Raw genomic sequence first — 16,182 nt, 5'->3', positions numbered from 1 at the left:
GGTCACGGCGGTGGTCGTGGGAGTACCGGCCGGCGAGCCCCGGAAGCCGGCGCCGGTCGTGGCCGCGGCGGCACCGGTGGTGGACGCGGCGCGGATGGTGGCCGTGGCGCCGGGGGGCGCGGCCGTTGCGCCGGGGGCCGTCGGGCCGGTCGTCCCCCCGGTCCGGCGTCCCGTGCCCGTCGTCCCGCCGGTCATGACAGATCGAGGTCGTTGTCGATGAGGGCGAAGATCTCCTCCGCGCCGGCGGAGTCGATCCGGTCCTGGAGATCTCCTTCGCCGTCTTCCTTGCCTCGGTCCTGCGGCTCGCTCCGCCCGGACCAGCGGGAGGCGAGCGCCGTCAGCCGGGAGGCGATCCGGGCGCGCTGCGCGTCGTCCTCGCCGAGCCCGGCAAGGGCCGCCTCCAGCCGGTCGAGCGCGTCCAGGGCGGGCGCACCGCCGCCTTCGGTGTCGGTCAACGACCGAAGATGGCGGGCCAGGGCGCGTGGCGTGGGCTGATCGAACAGGAGGGTGGCGGGCAGCTGGAGTCCGGCCGCCACCCCGAGCCGGTTGCGCAGTTCGACCGCCATCAGCGAGTCGAAGCCGAGTTCGGTGAAGGCCCGGTCGGCGTCGACCGCGTCGGCGGAGCCGTGCCCGAGCACGGTGGCGACGTGGCCGCGTACCAGCTGGATCAGCAGCCGTTCCTGCTCGGCCTCGGCGAGCCCGGCCAGCCGGGTCCGCAGCGCACCGCCCTCCGCCTCGGAGCCGCCGTCCCGCTCCGCGGCCTGCCTCAACAGGGCCTGCGCCTCAGGCAGTTCGGCGAGCAGGGGGGCGGGCCGCACTGCGGTGAAGCCCGGCACGAAGCGTTCCCAGGCCATCTCGGCGACGACGATCGCGGCGTCCCCTCCGGCCACCGCCCGCTCCAGCGCGGCGAGTGCCGCGTCCGGTTCGAGCGGGACGACCCCGCCTGCCCGGAGCCGGGCTTCGGCCTCGGGGCCGCCGGCCGCCATGCCGCCGCCGGCCCACGGGCCCCAGGCCACAGCCGTGGCGGGGAGTCCTTCGGCGCGGCGCCGTGCGGCGAGCGCGTCGAGGTAGGCGTTGGCGGCGGCGTAGTTGCCCTGGCCCGCCGAGCCGACGGTGCCGGCGACGGAGGAGAACAGGACGAACGCCGACAGTTCGCGGTCGCGGGTGAGCCGGTCGAGGTTGCGGGCGGCGGCCAGCTTCGGCCGCATGACCGCTTCCAGGCGTTCCGGGGTCAGTGATTCCAGCAGACCGTCGTCCAGGACACCGGCGGCGTGCACCACGGCGTCGACCGGGTGTTCGGCCAGCAGTGCGGCCAGGGCGTCGGGTTCGGCGGCGTCGCAGGCGGCCAGCGTCACCTCGGCACCTGCCGCGACAAGTTCGGCCCGCAGGGCCTCCGCGCCGTCGGCGTCCGGGCCGCGGCGGCCGGCCAGCACCAGGTGCCGTGCGCCGCGCTCGGCGAGCCGGAGGGCGACAACGGCACCGAGCGCACCGGTGCCGCCGGTGATGAGCACCGTCTCGCCCGCGCAGTTCCACTCGGGATCGGTGGCCGGCGCGAACGACCGGGCGTGCACCAGGCGCCGGGCGAAGACCCCGGCAGCCCGTACGGCGACCTGGTCCTCCCCCGTCGTACCGGACAGCAGTCCCGCGAGCCGTTCGGCGGTCCGCCCGTCGAGATCGGCCGGGAGGTCGACGAGGCCGCCCCAGCGCTGCGGTTGCTCGAGCGCGGCGACCCGGCCGACGCCCCAGGCGGCGGCCTGCACCGGCGAGGTCACGCGCTCGCGGTCGGTGGCGGCGACCGCGCCGACCGTGGCGCACCACAGCGGGGCGCCGACCTCCAGGTCCCCGAGCGCCTGCGTCAGGGCGAGCAGGGCGGCGAGACCGGCGGGAGTGGCGGTGCGGTCGGCGGGAACGGCGCTGCGGTCGGCGGGAGTGGCGGTGCGGTCGGCGTCGGCGGTTGCGGGCAGGCCGACGGCCGCGGGCTCCTCGTCCAGCGACAGCAGCGACAGCACGCCTTGCAGGGCGTCCCGTTCGGGCAGCTTGCCCAGGTGCTCCACGAGTCCGTCACGGTCGGCGAGGGAGCAGTCCACCGAGATCGGTACGACGTGCGCACCGTGGGCGGTCAAGCCCTCGGTGAGCGCGTCCGTCCAGGATTCCGCGGCGCGGGACGCGGGCAGTGCCAGCAGCCAGGTGCCGGACAGGAGCGGCGGCGGGCCGTCCGGCACCGGGCGCCAGGCCACTGCGTAGGCGCTTGCGTCGAGCGCGGCGCGCTCGTGGCGACGGCGCCTCCAGGACGACAGGGCCGGCAGGAGTTCGCTGAGCGGGGTGTCGTCGCCGAGGTCGGTGCGCTCGGTCAGCTCGCCGAGGTCGCCGCGCTCGACCGCGGCCCAGAACTCCTCGTCGAGGTCGTCGCCGTCGCTCCGCACATCGGCGGGCTCGGCGGCCTCCAGCCAGTAGCGGCTGCGCTGGAACGCGTACGTCGGCAGCTCCACCGTACGGGCCGGGGCGGTCAGGGCCGTGGGGGTTCCGGCGAGCCCGCGCACGTGCAGGGCCGCGGCGGCCAGGAGTGCTGCGACCGGCTCCGCCCGGCCCCGGCGCAGCAGGGGGACGGCTACGGCCTGATCCGCGGCCTGCTCCGGGCCGTGCTGCCCGGACTGCCCGGGCCGCCCGGACCCGTCAAGGGTGTCGAGCGCCATGGCGGTCAGCGATGCGTCCGGGCCGAGTTCGACGAAGGTGCCGACGCCGTCCTCCCGGAGGCGGCGCACACCGTCGGCGAAGCGCACGGTCTGCCGTACGTGCCGCACCCAGTGCTCGGGCGACGTCAGTTCGGCCTCCGTGGCCCTGCTCCCCGTCACGTTCGAGACGATCGGGATCGCCGGCACGTCGTACCGGACGCCGCGCGCGACCTCTTCGAACTCCGCAAGCATCGCGTCCATATGCGCCGAGTGAAACGCATGGCTGACCCGCAAACGCCTAGTCTTTCGACCCAAGGCAGCGAAATGATCCCTTATGTCCGACACCGCGTCCTCGTTGCCGGAGACCACCACCGAGGCCGGACCGTTGACGGCCGCGAGGGACACCTGCTCCTCGCGCTCCGCCACCAGCGGCGCCACCTCCTCCTCGGACGCCTGCACGGCCGCCATCGCACCGCCCTCGGGCAGCGCCTCCATCAGACGCCCCCGGGCCGCGACCAGCGTGCAGGCGTCCGGCAGCGACAGCACCCCGGAGACGTACGCGGCGGACAGTTCACCGATGGAGTGCCCCATCAGCGCATCGGGTGCCACGCCCCAGGAGCGCACCAGTTCGTACAGCGCGACGTGTACGGCGAACAGCGCGGGCTGGGTGTAGGCGGTACGGTCCAGCAGCCAGGCCCGTTCCGTACCCTCCTCGGCCAGCACCACGTCGGCCAGCGGCACATCCAGGTGCGCGTCGAACGCGTCGCAGACCCGGCGGAAGGCGTCGGCGTACACCGGGAACCGTTCAAGGAGTTCGCTGCCCATGCCGGGGCGCTGCGAGCCCTGGCCGCTGAACAGGAGCGCCGTACGGCCCCGAGGCCCCGACCGGCCCCGCACCACGCAGGCGGTGTCCTCGTCACGTCCGAGGGCGGCCAGTCCGGCGAGGAGGTCGTCCCGGTCCTCGGCGACCACGACGGCCCGGTGCTCGAACACGGCGCGGCCCGCCGCCAGCGAGTGCGCGACATCGCCCGGGGCCGCCTCGGGGCACGCGGTCAGGTGGGCGCGCAGCCTCTCCGCCTGCGCGCGCAGCGCCGCGGCCGACCGTCCGCTGAGGGGCCAGGCGACCGGACCCGCGGTCTCCGGCCCGGTCGCGGCCGGCTCCTCGGCTCCTCCCTCCAGGACGACATGGGCGTTGGTTCCGCTGATGCCGAACGACGACACCGCGGCCCGCCGCGGCCGTCCCGTCTCAGGCCAGGGCTCCGGCCCGGCCAGCAGCTCGATCCGGCCCGCCGTCCAGTCGACGTGGGTCGTCGGCCGGGTCAGGTGCAGGGTCGCCGGCAGCACCCCGTGCCGCATCGCCAGCACCGTCTTGATGACCCCGGCGACACCGGCCGCGGCCTGGGTGTGACCGATGTTGGACTTCACCGACCCCAGCCACAGCGGCCGTTCGCGGTCCTGCCCGTACGTGGCGAGCAGCGCCTGCGCCTCGATCGGATCGCCCAGCTTCGTGCCGGTGCCGTGTGCCTCCACGGCATCGACATCGGCCGGGGTGAGTCCGCCCGCCGTCAGAGCGGCCCGGATGACCCGCTGCTGGGAGGGGCCGTTGGGGGCGGTCAGACCGTTGCTGGCACCGTCGGAGTTGACGGCACTCCCCCGGACGACGGCGAGGACCGGGTGGCCGTTGCGGCGGGCGTCGGAGAGCCGCTCCAGCAGCAGGATGCCTGCGCCTTCGCCCCAGCCGGTTCCGTCGGCGTCGTCCGAGAACGCCTTGCACCGGTGGTCGCCGGCCAGCCCGCCCTGCCGGTCGAACTCGGCGAACGCGCCCGGCGTCGCCATCACCGTCACACCTCCGGCCAGTGCCAGATCGCACTCACCGGACCGCAACGACTGTGCCGCCCAGTGCATCGCCACGAGAGAGGACGAGCAGGCGGTGTCCACGGTGACCGCCGGGCCCTCCAGACCGAGCGCATAGGCGACCCGGCCGGAGGCGACGCTCGCGGCATGGCCGGTCAGCAACTGCCCCTGCGCGTCCTCCGGGACGGCGTGGGCGGCCGATCCGTACCCCTGGTAGTTCGTGCCGACGAAGACGCCCGTACGGGAACCGTGCAGATCGCGCGGGTCGATCGTCGCCCGCTCCAGCGCCTCCCAGGAGATCTCCAGCAGCAGCCGCTGCTGCGGGTCCATCGCCAGCGCCTCGCGCGGCGATATCCCGAAGAAGTCCGCGTCGAAGTCGGCGGCGTCGTAGAGGAATCCGCCCTGGACCCCGTCCGTCCGCCAGCCGCGGTCGGCGGGCGGCGCGCCGATCGCGTCCACCCCGTCGGCCAGCAACCGCCAGAACTCCTCCGGGCCACGGACCCCGCCCGGGAAGCGGCAGCCGATCGCCACGATCGCGATCCGCTCGTCGTCGGCATCGGCCGGTGCCGCGGCGCGAACGGCCGGGACCGCCGGGGCGGTCGCGGGTCCGGCATCGTCGAAGAGCTCACCACCGATGTGCCGCGCGAGCGCCTGTGGTGACGGGTAGTCGAACACCAGGGTCGCCGGCAGGCGCAGCGCGGTCGCGGCGGTGAGGCGGTTGCGCAGTTCCACGGCGGTCAGCGAGTCGATGCCGAGACCACGGAAGTCCTGCGTCGCCTCCACGGTGTCCGGGCTCGCGTGTCCCAGCACCATCGCCGTCTGGGCGCGTACGAGGTCCAGGACGGCCGTCGCCCGCTCGGCGTGCGGAAGCGCGGACAGCCGGGTGCGGAAGGTCTCCCCCGCATCGCTCCCGTCCGCCACGGACGCGGCGCGCCGCGCGGGGGCGGCGGCAAGGCCCCGCAGCATGGCGGGCAGGGCCGCAACGGCCTGACGGTCCCGCAGCACCCGGCGGTCCAGGGCGATGGGTACGAGGGCGGGTTCGCTGCGCCGCATCGCCACGTCCAGGGCGCCGAGGCCCTGTTCGGGGGTGAGGGGCTGCATCCCGCCGCGCGCCATACGGCGCAGATCGGCCTCGGTCAGCTCGGCGGTCATGCCCGTACCGGGAGCCCACGGGCCCCAGGCCAGGGAGGTCGCGGGCAGCCCGGAGGAACGGCGGCCCGCGGCAAAGGCATCCAGGAAGGCGTTGGCAGCCGCGTAATTGGCCTGCCCCGCGCCGCCGAATGTACCGGCGACAGAGGAGAAGAGGACGAACGCCGACAGGTCGGCATCACGGGTCAACTCGTGCAGATGGACGGCCGCATCCGCCTTCGGCCGCATGACGAGTGCCAGCCGCTCGGGGGTGAGAGAAGCCACCACACCGTCGTCCAGGACACCGGCCGTATGCACCACAGCAGTCAGCGCATGGTCCGCGGAGATGGCGTGAAGCGCTGCGGCGAGATCGTCCCGATCGGCGACATCCACAGCCGCCACCTCGACCGACGCTCCCAAGTCGGCCAGATCCGCCACAAGTTCACGAGCACCGGGGGCCTCCAGGCCACGACGGCTCACCAACAACAGATGCCGGATACGGTGTTCGGCGACCAGATGCCGGGCCACCAACGCGCCCAGACCACCCGTACCACCGGTGACCAGTACCGTGCCGGCGGGATCCAGCGGCGCGGGAACGGTGAGAACGACCTTGCCCACATGCCGAGCCTGGGAGAGGTACCGGAACGCCTCCGGAGCCCGCCGTACGTCCCAGCACGTCACCGGAAGCGGTGCCAGCACCCCCTCCTCGAAGAGAGCGACCAGCTCGGACAGCATCTGCCCGATCCGCTCCGGCCCCGCGTCCCACAGATCGAACGCCCGATATGCCACACCCGCATGCTCGGTGGCGACGGTCACCGCATCGCGGATGTCGGTCTTGCCCATCTCCAGGAAACGACCACCACGCGGCAACAGCCGAAGCGACGCGTCCACGAACTCCCCCGCGAGGGAGTCCAGCACCACATCCACACCACCACCACCGGTCGCAGCAAGGAACGCCGCCTCGAAGTCCGTGTCCCGCGACGAAGCGATGTGCACGTCATCCAAACCGAGGCCGCGCAGCGTGTCCCACTTCCCCACACTCGCCGTACCGAACACCTCAGCACCCAGATGACGCGCCAACTGCGTCGCAGCCATACCCACACCACCGGCAGCCGCATGCACCAGCACCGACTCCCCCGACCGCACACCCCCCAGATCCCTCAACGCGTAGAACGCCGTCAGAAACACGATCGGCACCGACGCAGCCTCCGCGAACGACCACCCCGCCGGAACCCGCACCACCGTCCGCGCATCCGCCACCGCAACCGGACCGAACGCACCCGAGAAAAGGCCCATCACGCGGTCACCCACGGCCAGTTCCGCCACACCCGGGCCGACCTCGGTCACCACACCGGCGCCCTCAAGGCCGAAGTCCTCCGCATCACCGGGATACATTCCGAGGGCGTTGAGCACATCGCGGAAGTTGACACCCGCCGCCCGCACCCCGATACGGACCTGGCCAGGCGCCAACTCCGCTTCGGCTTCGGGGAAGGGGGTCAGGGCCAGGCCCTCAAGGGTGCCCTTGTCGACAGCGTCCAGCCGCCAGGCGGCATCCGCCGACTGCTGTACCGGGGCGATGAGTTCACCACCCGAGGCGGCTGCTGCCAGACGCGGGATGGAGGCGACACCACGACGGACGGCCAGCTCCGCCTCTTCGGAGGCGAGCGCGGCCGTGGCGACGGTCCACGACTCCTCCGCACCGTCCACATCCAGCAGCGCGAACCGCCCCGGATTCTCCGCCCGGGCCGCCCGCACCAGACCCCACACCGCGGCCAGCGCCGGATCCGGGACCTCGTCGTCGACCGCGACAGCCCCGTCCGTGACGATCACCAGACGCGCGCCCTCGAACCGCTCCTCCGCCAGCCATCCGCGTACCAGCGCGAGCACGCTCGCCGTAGCCGTGTCCGCCGCGCCGTCGGCCGGGGGCCCGACACGCACCAGCGCATCGGCGCCCGCGTCAACTCCGTTGCCCGGAAGCGATGTCGGCAGGTCCGCCGCAGCCGCATACGCCGGTCCGTCGCCCGCCCCGTCGATCCGGAGCGGTGTCCAGTCGACGCGGTGCAGCAGTTCGGCGTGGCCGGTCGCCACCGAGGTGGCGGGCAGCGCCGTCAAGGCGCGCAGGGTGAGGGACCGGACGGTGGCAACCGGTGCGCCGGAGGGGTCGGTGAGGTCGACGGCGACCGAGCCGGAGCCGGTCACGTGCAGGCGCGCGGCGAGCCGGGGAGCGCCTGTGGCGTGGAGGGTCACGCCGGTCCACGAGAAGGGCAGTCCTGGACCGGACGCGGGGCCGGAGCTGTCGGAACCGGACGCCGGGACAGCGCCCAAGGCATGCAGCACCGAGTCGAGGAGGGCCGGATGGACACCGTACCGGCGGGCATCCGCCGCGGCCTCGTCGGGAAGGGCCGCCTCGACGAACAGGTCGTCGCCTCGCTGCCGTACGGAGTTCAGCCCGCGGAACAGGGGCCCGTAGGCCAGGCCGCTGCCCGCCAACTGGTCGTAGAGCGGCTGCGCCGGGATGTCGGTGGCGTCGGCGGGCGGCCGGAGAGACGCTTCGGGCGCCGGCTCGGCGGCCTCGGGCAGCAGGGTTCCGACCGCGTGACAGGTCCACGGCTCGCCGTCGGAATCGTCCGCGCCCGTTCCCTCGTCGGGGCGCGAGTGGACGCCGATCTCGCGGCGGCCGTCGCCGTCCGGGCCGCTGACGGCGACCTGGAGACGGACGGCTCCGCGTTCGGGAAGCACCAGGGGTGTCTGCAGGGTGAGTTCCTCGACCTGGTCGCATCCGACGCGGTCCGCGGCGTGCAGAGCGAGCTCCAGGAAGGCGGTACCGGGCAGCAGGACCGAGCCTGCCACGACGTGTTCGGCCAGCCACGGCTGGAGCTGTGCGGAGAGCCGACCGGTGAAGACGGCGGCCCCGCTGTCGGCGAGGGTGACGGTGGCGCCGAGCAGTGGATGTCCGGCGGCGGACAGGCCCGCTGAGCGAAGGTCGCCCACGTGGGTGCCCGTGCGCGGCCAGTAACGGCGGTGCTGGAACGCGTAGGTGGGCAGCTCGACGGGGCGCGCCTCGGGGAAGAACGCCGACCAGCCGACCTCGGCGCCCTGCACGAACAGGGACGCGGTCGCCCCCAGCACGGTCCGTGCCTCGGGGCGATCCGGGCGCAGCGACGGGACCGCCAACGGTTCGGCCTCGGTGAGGGAGGCGTGGGCGAGTGCAGCGAGTGTGCCGTCCGGGCCGAGTTCCAGGAAGCGGTTGACGCCTTCCCCGTCCAGAGCCCGTACGGCGTCGGCGAAGCGGACCGTCCGGCGGACGTGTTCCACCCAGTACTCCGGCGAGGACACCTCCTCCGCGGTCGCGGCTTCACCGGTCACCGTGGACACCATCGGCAGGCGCGGCCGCTCGTACGACAGCCCCTCCGCAACCTCCCGGAACTCCGCCAGCATCGGCTCCATCAACGGCGAATGGAACGCATGACTCACCCGCAACACCGTCGACTTCCGGCCCTGCCCGCGGAAACGCTCCGCGACCTCCTCCACCGCATCCCGGTCACCCGACACCACCACCGACCGCGGCCCGTTCACCGCAGCGAGACCCACCCGGTCGCTCAGCAGCGGCTCGACCTCGTCCTCGGACGCCTCCACCGCCACCATCGCCCCACCCTCGGGCAACGCCTGCATCAACCGACCCCGCGCCACCACGAGTCGGCAGGCGTCGGCCAGCGACCACACACCCGCCACATGCGCCGCCGCCAACTCACCGATCGAATGACCCGCGAGCACATCCGGCCGCACACCCCACGACTCCAGCAACCGGAACAACGCCACCTCGAGCGCGAACAACGCAGGCTGCGCGAACTCCGTACGATTTAGCAGCTCGACATCGTCACCGAAGACCACCTCCCGCAAAGAGAACGGCAGTTCCGCGTCCACGTGAACGCACACGGCGTCGAAGGCGTCGGCGAAGGCGGGGAACGTCTCGTACAACTCCCGGCCCATGCCGAGGCGTTGCGCACCCTGACCCGCGAACAGGAACGCCGTCCGACCCTCCGCACCCGCACGGCCGGTGACGAGGCCCGGGGCGGGCTCGTCCATGGCCAGGGATGCGAGAGCGGACAGCAGCTCCTCCCGATCGGCGCCGAGCACGACAGCGCGGTGCTCGAACGGCGTACGAGTGGCGGCCAGGGACAGGCCGACGTCGGCGGCGGAGAGATCGGGCCGGGCGTCGGCGTGGGCGAGGAGTCGTTCGGCCTGATCACGGAGGGCCTTCTCGGACGTAGCGGAGATCACCCACGGCAGCGGGCGTTCCGCGTCCGCGCCGTCGCCATCCGAGCCGGACGAAGGGGCCAGTCCGGTGTTCTGCGTCTGCCCGTCGTCGTTCTGCGACGGCTCCGCCGTCCGGGAGTTCTCCGCGTCCTGCGGCTGTTCGACGATGACGTGCGCGTTGGTGCCGGACACACCGAACGCGGAGATCCCGGCTCGGCGCAGGCGGTCCCCGGACGGCCATGCCCTGCTCTCGGCCAGAAGGCGCACCGCGCCGGCCGACCAGTCGACGTGTGTGCTGGGGACGTCGGCGTGCAGGGTGCGGGGCAGGACGCCATGCCGCAGGGCGAGCACCATCTTGATGACACCGGCGACGCCGGCGGCCGCCTGGGTGTGCCCGATGTTGGACTTCAACGAGCCGAGCCACAGGGGCTGTTCGCGGTCCCGCCCGTACGTGGCGAGTAGCGCCTGCGCCTCGATCGGATCGCCCAGCGATGTACCGGTGCCGTGCGCCTCCACGGCGTCCACGTCGGCAGGGGCGAGTCCGGCGTCGGTCAGTGCGGCCCGGATGACGCGCTGCTGCGAGGGCCCGTTGGGCGCGGTCAGGCCGTTGCTCGCACCGTCCTGATTGACCGCCGAACCCGCCACCACCGCCAGCACCGGATGCCCGTTGCGACGCGCATCCGAAAGCCGCTCCACGACGAGCACACCCACACCCTCGGCCCAGCCCGTCCCGTCCGCATCATCGGAGAACGCCTTGCACCGGCCGTCGGCCGCCAGACCGCGCTGGCGGCTGAACTCGATGAACGCGCCAGGGGTCGACATGACCGTGACACCGCCGGTCAGGGCGAGGTCGCACTCGCCCGCGCGCAGCGCCTGCGCGGCGAGGTGGAGGGCGACGAGCGACGACGAGCAGGCGGTGTCGACGGTGAGGGTCGGTCCTTCGAGGCCGAGGACGTAGGCGATACGGCCGGAGACGACGGCCGCGGCGTTGCCGGTGCCGAGGTAGCCGTCGCCGGCGTCGGGCGTGCTGAGCAGAAGCGCGGGATAGTCCTGGCCGTTGGAGCCCATGAACACACCGGTCCGGCTGCCGCGAAGGCTGCCGGGTGCGATGGCGGCACGCTCCAGCGCCTCCCAGGAGGTCTCCAGCAGCAGCCGCTGCTGCGGGTCCATGGCGACGGCCTCGCGGGGCGAGATGCCGAAGAACGCCGGGTCGAAGTCACCGGCTCCGGTGAGGAATCCGCCGTGCCGGGCGTAGCTGGTGCCGGGGTGGCCGGGCTCTGGATGGTGCAGGGCGTCGAGGTCCCAGCCTCGGTCGGTGGGGAAGGGGGCGATGGCGTCCTGACCATCGGCCACGAGCTTCCACAGCTCGTCGGGGCCGGATACGTCACCGGGAAGGCGGCAGCCCATGCCGACGATGACGACGGGGTCGTCGGACATGCGGCCCGTACGACCGGTGCCGGAGCCGGTGCTCGAGGGACTGCCGTGGGCCGCGTCTCCGTCGCCGAACAACTCGCCGTGCACGAAGGCGGCGAGGTCGACGGGTGTGGGCTGGTCGAAGACCAGCGTGGCGGGCAGCGCGAGGCCGGTCTCGGCCGTGAGGCGGTTGCGCAGTTCGACGGCGGTGAGCGAGTCGAACCCCGAGTCGCGGAAGGCGCGCCGGGTCTCCAGCAGCCCCGCGTCGGCATGGCCCAGGACGGCAGCGGCGTGGGTGCGGATCAACTCCAGCAGGGCGCGGGTGCGTTCTGTGACGGGGAGATCCGCGAGGCGTTCGCGCAGCGCCGCGCCTGCCCCGTCCTCGTACGCGGCGGCCTGCCCCTCGCGCAGGGCGTCCTGTGCCTCGGGCACGCCGGAGAGGAGCGGGCTCGGGCGGGTGCTGGTGAAGCCGGGGGCGAACCGGGACCAGTCGACGTCGGCGACGACCTGCCCTGTGACGTCCTGCTGCAGGATGCGGCGCAGCGCGGCCAGTGCGGTGTCGGGGTCGAGGGTGGCGAGGCCGCGTCGGCGCAGGTACTCCTCGGCCCCGTCCTCGGCAGCCATTCCGCCGTGGCCCCACGGTCCCCAGGCGACGGAGGTGGCGGTGGCGCCGCGGGCGCGCCGCCGTTCGGCCAGGCCGTCGAGGTACGCGTTGGCGGCGGCGTAGGCGTGCTGGCCTCCGCTGCCCCACACGCCGGCGATGGAGGAGAACAGCACGAACGCGTCGAGCGGCCGGTCGCCCTGGGCGCGCAGTACGGCGTCGAGGTGGGCGGCGCCGTGCGCCTTGGCGGCGAACACCGCCCCGAAGCGGTCGGCGTCGAGGTCGGACACCGGAAGCGTGTCGGTCACGCCCGCCGCGTGGACCACGGCGTCGACGGTGTGACGGGACAGGAGGTGTTCGACGGCCGAGCGGTCGGCGACGTCGCAGGCTTCGACGGTCACGCGGGCACCGAGCGCGGTGAGCCGGTCCGCCAGGTCGGTCGCTCCGGGGGCTTCGGGACCGCGGCGGCTCGTCAGGACGAGGTGGTCCGCGCCCTGCTCCGCTGCCCAGCGGGCGACCCGGGCACCGAGGGCGCCGGTGCCGCCGGTGATGAGCACGGTGCCGCGCGGCTGCCAGCCCCCGCCGGTGTTCATCGGCGCGGACCGGTCCTGGGCGTGGAGCAGGCGACGCGCGAAGACGCCGGAGGCCCGCACCGCGACCTGGTCCTCGTACCCGCCGCCGACGGTCTCGGTCCCCGCTCCGGTGCCGGTTCGGGTCAGCACGGCGGCGAGTCGTCCCGCCGCACGCCTGTCGACGGTCTCCGGCAGGTCGACGAGGCCGCCCCAACGGTCGGACAGCTCCAGCGCGGCCACCCGCCCAAGGCCCCAGAGCGCGGCCTGCGCAGGGGCGGGGGCGGTGTCCGAGCGTGCCGTGGCCACCGCGCCCCGGGTGGCCAGCCACAACGGAGCGGTCACCTGTGCGTCGCCGAGCGCCTGTACGAGCCGTACGGTCCGGAAGAGGACGTCTCCCGGGGTCACTTCGCCGCCGTCGCCGTACCCACCGTCCTGTCCGTCCGTCCCGTCGACGGCGGTGAGGGCGAGCACGCCCGCGAGATCTCCCGTGTCGGCGAGCCGGGTGGCCAGCGCGGTGCGCTCCTCGTCGGGCGCGCACTCCCACAGCACCGGCTCGGCGCCGTTCGCCGCCAGTGCCTGCGTCACCGTACGGACCCGCGCGCGGTCGCCCGCGCCCGCGGTGACGACGACGAGCCAGCGGCCGGAGAGCGCCGTGCCGGGGGCCGGGTCGAGTGGGTGCCAGCCGATCCGGTAGCGCAGCCGGTCCGCCCGGTTGAGTTCGCGCCGCCCGCGCCACCACGACGACAGGGCCGGTACGAGAGGACGGACGAGCCCCTCGTCGACCTCCAGGGTCTCCGCGAGGAGGGCGATGTCCTCGTCCTCGACGGCCGTCCAGAAGCCCGCGTCCCCGCCGCCGGTCTCACCGGTTTCCGTGGTGGCGGCGGAGCCGGGCGGGGTCGGCTCCAGCCAGTACCGCTCGCGGCGGAAGGCGTACGTGGGCAGTTCCACGTCCCGTGCGCCGGTGCCCGCGAAGACGGACGGCCAGTCCACGGGCGTGCCGTGGGCGAAGACGGTGGCGACCGCGGACATCAGGGCGGTGGGCTCGGGCCGGTCCGTGCGCAGGACGGGGACGGCCACCGGCCCGTCGCCGTCCAGGCAGTCCTGGGCGAGCGCCGTGAGGGTGCCGTCCGGGCCCAGTTCGACGAACCGGGCGACGCGCCGCCGGGCGAGCAGATGCACCCCGTCGGCGAACCGGACCGGCTCGCGGACGTGCCGGACCCAGTAGTCGGGCGAGCACAGGTCGGCAGGGGCGGCGGTCTCGCCGGTCATGTCGGAGACGATCGTCAGCCGCGGGGTGTGGTAGGTGACGCTCTCGGCGACCGCGCGGAACTCCTGGAGCATGGGCTCCATGAGCGGGGAGTGGAACGCGTGGCTGACGCGCAGAGCCGTGGCCTTACGCCCCTGGGTACGGAAGTGTGCGGCCACCTCATCGACGGCCTCGGCCGCACCGGAGACCACGACCGAACGGGGGCCGTTGACGGCGGCGATGCCGACCCGGTCGTTCAGCAGGGGCAGCACCTCGTCCTCGGTCCCCTGGACCGCGACCATCGCGCCACCCCCGGGCAGCGCCTGCATCAACCGCCCGCGCGCGGCGACCAGCCGGCAGGCGTCGGCCAGGGACCACACACCGGCGACATGGGCGGCGGCCAGCTCGCCGACGGAGTGGCCCAGCAGGAACTTCGGGGTCACCCCCCAGGACTCGAGCAGCCGGTGGAGGGCGACTTCGAGGGCGAACAGGGCGGGCTGCGCGTATTCGGTCCGGTTCAGACGCTCCGCGTCGTCACCGAACACGATCTCCCGGAGCGAGAACGGCAGTTCCGCGTCCACCGCGTCGAACGCCTCGGCGAAGACGCGGTACGTCCCGTACAACTCGCGTCCCATGCCGAGCCGTTGCGAGCCCTGACCTGCGAACAGGAAGGCGGTGGCGCCGCGTACGGTGCGGCCGCGGACAGTCGCGGCTCCGGGGGTGCCCTCGGCGAGCGCGGCGAGTTCGCGTACGGCGGTCTCGTGATCCGGAGCCAGGACGATCGCGCGGTGCTCCAGCGCCGCTCGGGTCGTGGCGAGCGCATGACCGACATCCAGCGGACGCGGGGGCTCGGCCTCCTCCCGCAGCCGGGCCAGCAGCCGGGCCGCCTGAGCGCGCAGCGCCTCCTCGCTGCGCGCGGACACCGGCCACGGCACGACGGGCAGCGCCTGCGGCTCGTCGGCAGGCCCTCCGGAGTCCGCGTCCTGATCCGTACCGGAACTCGCGGCGGGGTCGGACGGGTCGGCGGGCGCGGGCGGCACCGGGGCCTGTTCGATGACGGTGTGGGCATTGGTGCCGCTGATGCCGAACGAGGACACACCGGCGCGGCGCGGGCGCTCTGTCTCGGGCCAGGCGGTCGGCTCGGTGAGGAGCCGTACCGCTCCCGCCGACCAGTCGACATGCCGGGACGGCTCCGAGACATGCAGGGTGCGCGGCAGTGTTCCGCGCCGCATCGCCTCGACCATCTTGATGATGCTGCCGACGCCCGCCGCGGACTGGGTGTGGCCGATGTTGGACTTCAACGAGCCCAGCCACAGCGGATGTTCGCGGTCCTGGCCGTAGGTGGCGAGCAGGGCCTGCGCCTCGATCGGGTCGCCGAGCGACGTACCCGTGCCGTGCCCGTCGACGGCGTCCACGTCGACGGCGGCCAGACCCGCGTCGGCGAGGGCCGCGCGGATCACCCGCTGCTGGGAGGGGCCGTTGGGGGCGGTCAGGCCGTTGGAGGCACCGTCGGAGTTGATCGCCGTGCCGCGCACCACGGCCAGCACCTTGTGCCCGAGACGGCGGGCGTCGGAGAGACGTTCCACCAGCAGCATGCCCGCGCCTTCGGCCCAGCCGGTGCCGTCGGCGTCCTCGGAGAACGCCTTGCACCGGCCGTCGGCGGCCAGCCCGCGCTGCCGGCTGAACTCGTAGAACATCGCCGGAGTGGCCATGACCGCGACTCCGCCCGCGAGCGCCATGTCGCACTCGCCGCGGCGCAGCGCCCGGCAGGCCCAGTGCAGGGCGACGAGCGAGGAGGAACAGGCCGTGTCGACGGTGACGGTGGGGCCTTCCAGACCGAGCGTGTAGGCGATGCGGCCGGAGGCGACCGAGGTGGCGTTGCCCGCCAGGAGCAGGCCCTGCACGCCCTCAGGGAACTCGCTCACCCCGACGCCGTAGCCGGAGGTCGCGGCACCGACGAAGACGCCGGTGCTGCTGCCCCGCACGGAGCCCGGGTCGATCCCGGCGCGCTCGAACGCCTCCCAGGAGATCTCCAGCAGCAGCCGCTGCTGCGGGTCCATCGCCAGCGCCTCGCGCGGCGATATCCCGAAGAAGTCCGCGTCGAACCTGGATGCCTCGTGCAGGAAACCGCCGCCGAGGGCGTAGAAGGTGCCGGGGTTGTCGGGGTCGGGGTCGTAGCCCGCCTCGACGTCCCAGCCGCGGTCGGCGGGGAACCCCGAAATGGCGTCCCCGCCCTCGTCGACGAGCCGCCACAGCGCCTCCGGGCTGTCCACGCCGCCCGGATAGCGGCAGCTCATCGCGACGATCGCGACCGGCTCCCGATCCCGGGCCTCCACATCGCGCAGCTGCCGGCGGGTCTGCCGCAGCTCGGCGGTCAGCCGCTTCAGGTACTCGACGTACTTGCCGTCCATCTTGTCGTCCTCAGCCACCAACGCCACA

The 16,182-nt window shown here is 73.8% G+C and carries 1 protein-coding gene; it reads right to left on the bottom strand.

Going from position 1 to position 16,182, the window contains the following annotated elements:
* Nucleotides 1–191: 191 nt before the first annotated feature.
* On the bottom strand, nucleotides 192–16,172 hold the full coding sequence (locus ABZ822_RS31320; protein ID WP_360861623.1) for a type I polyketide synthase: 15,981 nt from the start codon (nucleotides 16,170–16,172) through the stop codon (nucleotides 192–194).
* Nucleotides 16,173–16,182 lie beyond the last annotated feature (10 nt).

This window comes from Streptomyces sp. NPDC047108, from assembly GCF_040643575.1.
GTDB lineage: Bacteria > Actinomycetota > Actinomycetes > Streptomycetales > Streptomycetaceae > Streptomyces.
Note: the sequence above shows the minus strand (reverse complement) of the source record. Positions and strands in the feature narration are given on the sequence as shown.